The sequence below is a fragment of the Pectobacterium brasiliense genome, from assembly GCF_013449685.1.
Lineage (GTDB): Bacteria > Pseudomonadota > Gammaproteobacteria > Enterobacterales > Enterobacteriaceae > Pectobacterium > Pectobacterium brasiliense_A.
Genome location: NZ_JACDSF010000063.1, coordinates 66,597 through 74,901, shown reverse-complemented (window position 1 = coordinate 74,901; position 8,305 = coordinate 66,597). Strand labels below are relative to the sequence as shown.

Genomic DNA, 8,305 nt, shown 5'->3' with positions numbered 1-8,305 from the left:
CACCACAACCGCGTGTCGCTGTTGCCGTGTCAGTGGAGGCGCATTATAGGGACTTCTCGGCGGCTGACAAGTGCTAAATGCAAAAAAAATATCGTTTGTCTACTATTTACCCACAAGGCTATCAAAGTGGCAGTTTTTCCAGCGAATAGAAGCCATAACGCTGTAATATTGGCCACAGCGTGGCGACTTTAGGCGTAATCGCCAGGCAGTAAACCAGATTCTTATCTGTCGAAAGTGGCGGATTATCCAGATTAGCAATCAACCATGCTGTTCTTCTGGCAATAGCGGCACCAGAATCGACAAGACGTGTACCATCTGGCAAGGCCATTTTCAGTTCTTCTGCCAATAATGGAAAATGCGTACACCCAAGCACAACCGTATCTGGCGGTTCCGGTAAACGCAGCCAAGGGCGCAGAATTCTTTGCAATTCGGAAATGGAGATCGTCTCCCCCTGCAATTTCGCTTCTGCTAACTCGACCAGTTCTGACGATCCCAATGACAAAATCTGGCAATCCGTCGCAAAACGGGCAATCAGTTCGTGTGTATACGGACGTTGAACCGTTGCGCGCGTCGCCAATAGGCCGACAACGCCGTTGCGCGTCAGCTTAGCCGCAGGCTTCACCGCAGGGACAACGCCCACGACAGGGAAAGTAAAGCGCTCACGCAGGGCAGGAAGGGAAATCGTACTCGCCGTATTGCAGGCGATCACAACCAATGCGAGCTGATGGCGTAGTTGAACTGCGTTAACAATCTCAACCACGCGCTCGATAATAAACTGCTGTGATTTCTCACCATACGGAAACGCTTCGTTATCGAATGCGTATATATAGTGAAGATCCGGCAAGAGCTGCCGGATTTCATCATAAACAGACAGCCCGCCTACGCCAGAATCGAAGACCAGAACCGTAGGACGGGATGGCAGGTTAGAAGGTATAGCTTCCTGTGAGATAGTATTCTCGCCCTGCCGTGCGGTAGCCATATGCCGTCTCATAATCTTTATCAAACAGGTTGGCGATTCTACCACGAACTGTCAGATGAGAGGTGATCGGATATGAGGCTGCGAGATCCCAAAGGCTATATCCTCCAAGCTTCACAGGTTTAGGTTGGAAAGTAATAGGATCAAAATCCGAATCGGAACGAGCACCTTGGTAAAGCCACGTCAACGACACATTGACATTATTTTCCAATGTTGTAGCAAGTTCATACTTCGCTTTCTTATGGGCACGGCGAACCAAACCTTTGTCTGTAGTTTTATCTTTAGCATCTAAGTACTCTAAAGTGACTTGATGCGACAACCACCATGTATCATAGGTCGCAGTAAACTCGGCCCCCGTCATGACCGCTTTACCGATATTATCGTAGGTACTCTGACCCAGGGGGAGCGACCGAGGGTTAATGAGGTTATCCACTTCATTACGATAGCCGGACACCCTCCAGTTCACCGGGCCACTTAAGCCTTCTACACCAAGTTCCCACTGCTTACTTTCTTCAGGCGATAAATTGGGATTCCCCTGCGAATATGCCGTGTCATATATCTTGTCAAATGTTGGTGCTTTAAATGCTGTACCGTAAGAACCTACAAGTCGATAACCATCAATAAACTCCCATGCTGCACCAGTTTGCCACGTACCATGCCGACCATATTGTTGATTATCATCACCACGTACAGCGCCCTCTAACGTAACAGATCCTAGTTGCTGCTGGGTCGTCAAGTAGACACCCGAATTATCACGACTATGAGCCTGGGTATAGGCTGCTCCTCCCCCCGGTTGTGCTCGTTCATTGCGCCAGTCAGCTCCGACACTTACGCTACCATTTCCTACATTGAAGACATTGCCCCATTGCAGGTTACGTTGCTCAATCTGCGTAACTGTTCCGTTATATTTTCCGGTAGCATCGTTAAAATTAAGGTCATCATAGGTTTGGTAGCTAGCTATTAATTGACTGGAATATATCCCTTCGTTGAATTTCAACCCCGCATCATAATTTCGAGTATTCAAATAGCGCTTATCACTGCTACCGCTAAAAACGGCGTCATAATCCGTATTATTGTCATATCCATAAGCACGGAAAAAGCCGGAGGTGCTTTCAGAAAAACGCTGTTCCAACGCTCCCCAGAAAGATTTGCTGCGATAACCATCATTATCTCTGTCAATCGGCAAAGACGAGGAAGGGTAAACATTATATCCATGGGTCGCTTCATAGCTTCCTGCAACGCTAACTACAGTATTGTCACTCACATGGCCGCGTACCGAGCCATCATAGTTCTGATAAGCATGAGAGCCGTAACCAGCATTTAGCACGCCTCCATCCTGAGCATGTTCAGTAATAATATTGATGACGCCACTGATAGCATCAGAACCGTACACAGCAGAACGAGGGCCACGAATATATTCAATACGCTGCACTAACGACATAGGTATCTGACTGAAGTCAACACTGCCAGAGACGCCTGCAGAGGCAAGACGAACACCATCAACCAGCACCAATACATGGCTAGCACTTCCGCCACGAATAAACACCGATCCAAGCTGTCCTCGCCCACCATTCTCAGCAATATCTACTCCCGGTAAACGACGCATCACATCATTGAGCGACTTGGCCTGCCAGCGATCGATATCAGCCCGCGTTACGATACTGTTTGCCGCCAGCACCGACGAAACCGGCTGTGCGAAACGATTTGCTGTGACTACCATATCATCGGCATTTTTTTCCGATGACGAATTTGGAGATGAACTGTTTTCCTGCGCCCAGCCAGAAAATGCCGTGACAGACAGCGCCGTCAGCAGCGAAATTTTTTTAATCATTGTTAAAGCATCCGAGAAATAATAAGGATGCCGCAGGCTCTGTTAATAGCACGCGATATGCAGAACCAATTGCGACGTATTCCGGCAGGTCTTCGGGCTTGGATGCCGTTGTCCCACAAATCGTCAACGACGGTAGGGGATACAACGAAAGCGATGACTTCCCATCCTCAAAAGTTGAAGACAGTGTCTGCATAATAATGCTATCGCCGGGGCATTCCTTACCGCTGCGCGTCAGCTCCAGATTTACACTGGATTCCCTTTTAACTTGTGGTACAAGGCCGGACGCTCATCCTACAATCGCGAATTGTGGAAGTCTAGACTTCTATATCACTACAGGATAATCACGTAACAAAACTGGACTTCCTGGCCGGATTCCCTACAATTCCCGGCCAATAACACCCTTTTAGACGCTGTTGACGAGAAAACCATGACGCCAGAAATCCTGCCCATCGAACAATACGACGACCAGCTTGCAGAGAAAACCGAGCGTCTGCGTGGAATGATGGCACCGTTCAATGCACCGGAGCCTGTCGTCTTCCGTTCTCCCGTCAGTCACTATCGGATGCGCGCCGAATTCCGTATCTGGCACGATGGCGACGAGCTTTATCACATCATGTTTGACCAGCAAACCAAACAGCGTATTCGGGTTGATCGCTTTCCGGCTGCCAGCGAATTAATCAACCGCCTGATGCCGGAGCTGCTTGCCGCCATTCAGCCCGATTCCGTCCTGCGCCGCAAACTGTTCCAGATAGACTACCTGTCCACCCTGAGCGGCGAAGTGATCGTTTCTCTGCTGTATCACCGCGCACTGGATGAGGAATGGCAGGAACATGCCCGCACGCTGCGCGATAGCCTGACCGCACAGGGGTTCCGCCTACAGTTGATTGGTCGCGCGACAAAAACCAAAATCTGTCTCGATCGCGATTATGTCGATGAATGCCTGCCGGTTGCAGGTCGGGATATGATTTACCGACAGGTAGAAAACAGCTTCACGCAGCCGAATGCCGCGATAAATATTCAGATGCTGGAATGGGCGCTGGATGCGACGGCGGGATCGACAGGGGATTTGTTGGAGCTGTATTGCGGCAACGGCAATTTTTCACTCGCGCTGGCAAGAAATTTCGAACGCGTACTGGCGACGGAGATCGCCAAACCCTCCGTCGCGGCGGCACAGTATAATATCGCGGCGAACCAGATAGAGAATGTGCAGATTATCCGCATGGCGGCAGAAGAATTTACGCAGGCTATGCAGGGCGTGCGTCAGTTTAACCGCTTACAGGGTATCGATCTGACGAGCTACCAGTGCGAGACCATTTTTGTTGACCCGCCGCGCAGCGGACTGGATGACGAAACGGTGAAACTGGTGCAGGCGTATCCGCGCATTCTGTATATTTCCTGCAACCCAGAAACACTGAGCAACAACCTGCAAACGCTCTCGGAAACCCACGACATTCGCCGTCTGGCGCTGTTCGATCAATTCCCTTACACCCACCATATGGAGTGTGGCGTGCTGTTGGAAAAGCGTCAGTAACAGCACACAACCTGGCGGGTGACCCCGCCAGCATCCAGCCGCTACAGCGTCTCGTTCTCTTCTGCGGATACGGAATCCGCTTCTTTTCTGCGGCGCAGTTTCAGGCCAATCCAGAAAACCAACACTACGCACAGGATTGAAGGAATAAAGTTCGATCCTATGGCGGGATATTCAACGCGCACAATGGCACTGTAAATCAACAATCCCAGCAGAAAACTGGCCGCCGCCAGCATCGGAATGCCTTCCGGCATGCTGTGGTGCAAATAGCGTTGATGCAGGCAATAAATGGACAATATCAGCGCAATCAGGGGAAAAATCGAGAACGGAACGATACTGCTGAACAGAGCGGCGAATGCGCCATTGGCGGATAAGCCCGCAATTAACGCCAGCACCAGCGTACCTTTTTCTTGGTGAGGTTTTTCTGTCATGGATTCTCCCTTTTCATGTTGTTGGTATAGAGGATTTATGGCACGGTAAAGCTACTATCGTGTTCTTTTCTGTACCAGTAATAAGCACCTTTGGCGATCATCCGCAGTTGCAGTACTAACCGCTCTTCTAGCTGTTTACGCTGTTCCAGGGAAACATCCAGGGCTTCTGCCCCCGCGCTGAAAACAATGGTCACCATCGCTTCCGACTGCGCCTCCGCGAAACTGCGGGGAATATGGTTTTCCACCTCAAGATAATCCGCCAGTTCAGCGATAAAATGCTGAATCTCCCGTGCGACCGCCGCACGGAATGCCGCCGACGTCCCTGAGCGCTCACGCAGCAAGAGCCGGAACGCATTAGGATTATTGCCGATAAATTCCATGAAGGTGGCAACCGACGTCCTGATTACGCTACCGGTTTTGGCAATACGCTGCCGGGCCTGTCGCATTAACTGGCGCAGCATCAGCCCGCTTTCGTCAACCATTGTCAGCCCCAGCTCATCCACGTCACGAAAATGACGATAGAAAGACGTCGGCGCGATACCCGCTTCTCGGGCAACTTCACGCAGACTCAGGCTGGCAAAACTGCGCTCAGCGCTTAACTGACTAAATGCAGCTTCAATTAGGGAACGACGAGTCCGTTCTTTTTGTTGTGCTCTGACACCCATTATGCTGCCCAAATGATCTACTCCCCTTTCCAGAGGGGCACTATAGCAAACTTTATTGTCCGCAGAATGCGACAAAGTTTGCCATATTAAGAATGTGAGAATCTGTTTCCATAGTAAAGGCAGGGATGATTGGGTTCTGCCGCAGTCGATGTTACAATGCGCAATGTTACAGTCGCGTTATTAATTTGTATAAAAACAGGTTTAACCTACCATGACTCTACAACATCAATTCGATTACGATGCCATCGTTATTGGTTCCGGTCCCGGCGGTGAAGGTGCAGCAATGGGATTGGCCAAGCACGGCGCCAAAATTGCGGTGATTGAACGTCACTACAATGTGGGCGGCGGCTGTACCCACTGGGGTACGATTCCTTCTAAAGCCCTCCGCCACGCCGTCAGCCGTATTATCGAGTTCAATCAAAACCCCCTCTACAGTGACAACTCCCGCATTATCCGCTCCTCATTTTCCGACATCCTGCGCCACGCCGACAGCGTCATTGGTCAGCAAACCCGTATGCGACAAGGGTTTTATGAGCGTAACCAGTGCGAGTTGTTTTCCGGTGAAGCCAGCTTCATCGATGCACATACGATTGCCGTTCACTACCCAGACAATACCCATGAAACGCTGACCGCCGCGAATATCATTATCGCGACCGGTTCACGTCCGTATCATCCGGCAGAAGTCGACTTTAACCACCCGCGCATTTACGATAGCGACTCGATTCTGCAACTCGACCACGAGCCTCAGCACGTCATCATTTACGGCGCGGGCGTTATCGGTTGCGAATATGCCTCTATCTTTCGCGGCCTGAGCGTTAAGGTCGATTTAATCAATACCCGCGATAGGCTGCTGGCCTTTCTCGATCAGGAAATGTCGGATGCCCTGTCCTACCATTTCTGGAACAACGGCGTGGTGATTCGCCACAACGAAGAGTTCGAGAGTATTGAAGGGCTGTCTGATGGCGTTATCGTTAATCTGAAGTCAGGCAAAAAGATGAAGGCGGACTGCCTGCTTTATGCCAACGGGCGCACGGGTAACACGGAAACGCTGGGGCTAGAGAATATCGGCCTGAGCACTGACAGCCGCGGGCAGCTCAAGGTCAACAGCATGTATCAGACGGCGCTGGCGCATATTTATGCCATCGGCGATGTCATTGGCTATCCTAGCCTGGCATCGGCAGCGTACGATCAGGGTCGACTCGCTGCACAGGCAATCATCAAAGGCGATGCCAGCGCGCATCTGATCGAAGATATCCCAACCGGTATTTATACCATCCCGGAAATCAGCTCCGTGGGGAAAACCGAGCAAGAGCTCACTGCGATGAAAGTGCCTTATGAAGTTGGTCGGGCACAGTTCAAACATCTGGCACGGGCGCAGATTGTTGGGATGAATGTGGGGAGTTTGAAGATTCTGTTCCATCGCGAAACGAAACAGATTCTGGGTATTCACTGCTTTGGTGAGCGCGCCGCTGAGATTATCCACATCGGGCAGGCCATCATGGAACAGAAAGGTGAAGGCAATACTATCGAATATTTCGTTAATACTACCTTCAACTATCCAACCATGGCAGAAGCGTACCGTGTAGCCGCGCTGAACGGGCTTAACCGCTTATTTTGACAGGTTTTCCATATAGCCCTGCATATGCTCGCGGATGGTATCAGCAAGTTGCTCATAGCGTCCGCGCAGCGGTGAACCGGGGCGATACACCAGCGCGATAGTGCGCTTGGGTTCCGGTTTATAACATGTTAAATAGCAGACGCCGTCGCGCTCGCGCTCACGCGGAACCGACAACGCCGGCAGCAGCGTAATACCGCTTCCAGCTGCGACCATGTTGCGCAGTGTCTCCAGACTGGTCGCCCGGAAATGCGTATCTTCATCCGCCCCCGCCTGAAAACAGAAGCCCATGGCCTGATCGCGCAGGCAGTGGCCGTCTTCCAGCATCAGCAGTTTTTCACCCGCCAGATCGGACATCGCCACACGTTCACGGTTCGCCCAAGGGTGATCCTGATAAATAGCCAGCTTCATCGGCTCGTCGAAGAGGGGGACCTCGATAAAGGCTTCGGACTCTTTCACCATCGCCAGAATGGCGCAGTCCAGTTTGCCGCTGTCCAACTGGGCCAGCAACTGATGGGTTTGCGCTTCATGCAAATACATTTCGAGTTTGGGAAACGTGCGATGCAGCATTGGAATGATTTGCGGCAGCAGATAAGGCCCCACGGTGGGGATCAGGCCGATATGCAGCGGGCCGGACATGGTTTCCCCCTGCTGGCTCGCCATCTCTTTTAATACTTTAACCTCACGTAATACCGTTCGTGCCTGCTCGACCAGCAGCAGCCCCGCTTGCGTAAACAAGACCTTACGACTGGTTCGTTCCAGCAGCATCACGCCGAGTTCATCTTCCAGTTTACGAATCTGTCCACTGAGTGTTGGCTGACTCACATGGCAGGAATCTGCCGCACGCCGAAAGTGACGATGTTCTGCCAGCGCGACAAGATACTCTAAGTCCCGAATATTCATTATTATTCTCCTTATCATGATAGCTAACAGCGATAGATAGAATATCAATGAACGATAATCCCTATCAACATCCAAAATGAATAATATATCCCACCAAAGCGTATCTATTTATTTCTACAGGAATAAAACAATATTTTGACGATTTCGGCACCACTTGGGTAGACCTACCCACTTCCAGCCACGCTATAACAAGCAGACTGATATCTTCAAGCGATTTGGCAGCGACAGCATTTTGTGTGCATCGGGCAACAATACCCTTGCGAACGATGTCTGGAAAGCTGACCAGCGGCAAAGCAATAAAAGCATCAAAACAAGTGAATAGAAAACAGGATTGAATATTCAGAGGGGATAGTTAA

7 protein-coding genes and 1 riboswitch are annotated in these 8,305 nt (G+C 50.7%); of the genes, 2 read left to right on the top strand and 5 right to left on the bottom strand.

Going from position 1 to position 8,305, the window contains the following annotated elements; translation table 11 throughout:
- Positions 1–121: 121 nt before the first annotated feature.
- Positions 122–979 (bottom strand): glutamate racemase, encoded by an 858-nt coding sequence (gene murI, locus H0248_RS19735; protein ID WP_240346007.1) that lies wholly within the window; start codon positions 977–979, stop codon positions 122–124.
- Positions 924–2,807 (bottom strand): TonB-dependent vitamin B12 receptor BtuB, encoded by a 1,884-nt coding sequence (gene btuB / locus H0248_RS19730; protein WP_180787192.1) that lies wholly within the window; start codon positions 2,805–2,807, stop codon positions 924–926. Before btuB ends, murI begins: the two co-directional genes overlap by 56 nt.
- A gap of 66 nt (positions 2,808–2,873) precedes the next feature.
- Positions 2,874–3,103: riboswitch (cobalamin riboswitch) on the bottom strand.
- 131 nt (positions 3,104–3,234) lie between these two features.
- Here btuB and trmA point away from each other — a divergent pair.
- On the top strand, positions 3,235–4,338 hold the full coding sequence (gene trmA, locus H0248_RS19725; RefSeq protein ID WP_180787191.1) for a tRNA (uridine(54)-C5)-methyltransferase TrmA: 1,104 nt from the start codon (positions 3,235–3,237) through the stop codon (positions 4,336–4,338).
- A gap of 41 nt (positions 4,339–4,379) precedes the next feature.
- Here trmA and H0248_RS19720 read toward each other — a convergent pair whose 3' ends face one another.
- Positions 4,380–4,766 (bottom strand): YijD family membrane protein, encoded by a 387-nt coding sequence (locus tag H0248_RS19720; protein ID WP_180787190.1) that lies wholly within the window; start codon positions 4,764–4,766, stop codon positions 4,380–4,382.
- A 35-nt stretch (positions 4,767–4,801) separates the two neighbouring features.
- Positions 4,802–5,431: an HTH-type transcriptional repressor FabR gene (gene fabR / locus H0248_RS19715; RefSeq protein ID WP_014916981.1), complete on the bottom strand. Its 630-nt coding sequence runs from the start codon at positions 5,429–5,431 to the stop codon at positions 4,802–4,804.
- A gap of 211 nt (positions 5,432–5,642) precedes the next feature.
- Here fabR and sthA point away from each other — a divergent pair, with 211 nt between their 5' ends.
- The gene (gene sthA, locus H0248_RS19710; protein WP_014916982.1) at positions 5,643–7,049 is read left to right on the top strand and encodes a Si-specific NAD(P)(+) transhydrogenase; all 1,407 of its coding nucleotides are present in this window, start codon (positions 5,643–5,645) and stop codon (positions 7,047–7,049) included.
- On the opposite strand, the gene oxyR is transcribed toward sthA, so the two are convergent.
- Positions 7,041–7,949, bottom strand: a complete 909-nt coding sequence (oxyR, locus tag H0248_RS19705; protein WP_180787189.1) for a DNA-binding transcriptional regulator OxyR — start codon at positions 7,947–7,949, stop codon at positions 7,041–7,043. The genes sthA and oxyR overlap by 9 nt on opposite strands.
- Positions 7,950–8,305 lie beyond the last annotated feature (356 nt).

Excerpts from the sequence above, each read along its gene's own strand:
- murI (WP_240346007.1), bottom strand. The coding sequence starts at position 979 with ATGGCTACCGCACGGCAGGGCGAGAATACTATCTCACAGGAAGCTATA.
- btuB (WP_180787192.1), bottom strand. The coding sequence starts at position 2,807 with ATGATTAAAAAAATTTCGCTGCTGACGGCGCTGTCTGTCACGGCATTT.
- trmA (WP_180787191.1), top strand. The coding sequence starts at position 3,235 with ATGACGCCAGAAATCCTGCCCATCGAACAATACGACGACCAGCTTGCA.
- H0248_RS19720 (WP_180787190.1), bottom strand. The coding sequence starts at position 4,766 with ATGACAGAAAAACCTCACCAAGAAAAAGGTACGCTGGTGCTGGCGTTA.
- fabR (WP_014916981.1), bottom strand. The coding sequence starts at position 5,431 with ATGGGTGTCAGAGCACAACAAAAAGAACGGACTCGTCGTTCCCTAATT.
- sthA (WP_014916982.1), top strand. The coding sequence starts at position 5,643 with ATGACTCTACAACATCAATTCGATTACGATGCCATCGTTATTGGTTCC.
- oxyR (WP_180787189.1), bottom strand. The coding sequence starts at position 7,949 with ATGAATATTCGGGACTTAGAGTATCTTGTCGCGCTGGCAGAACATCGT.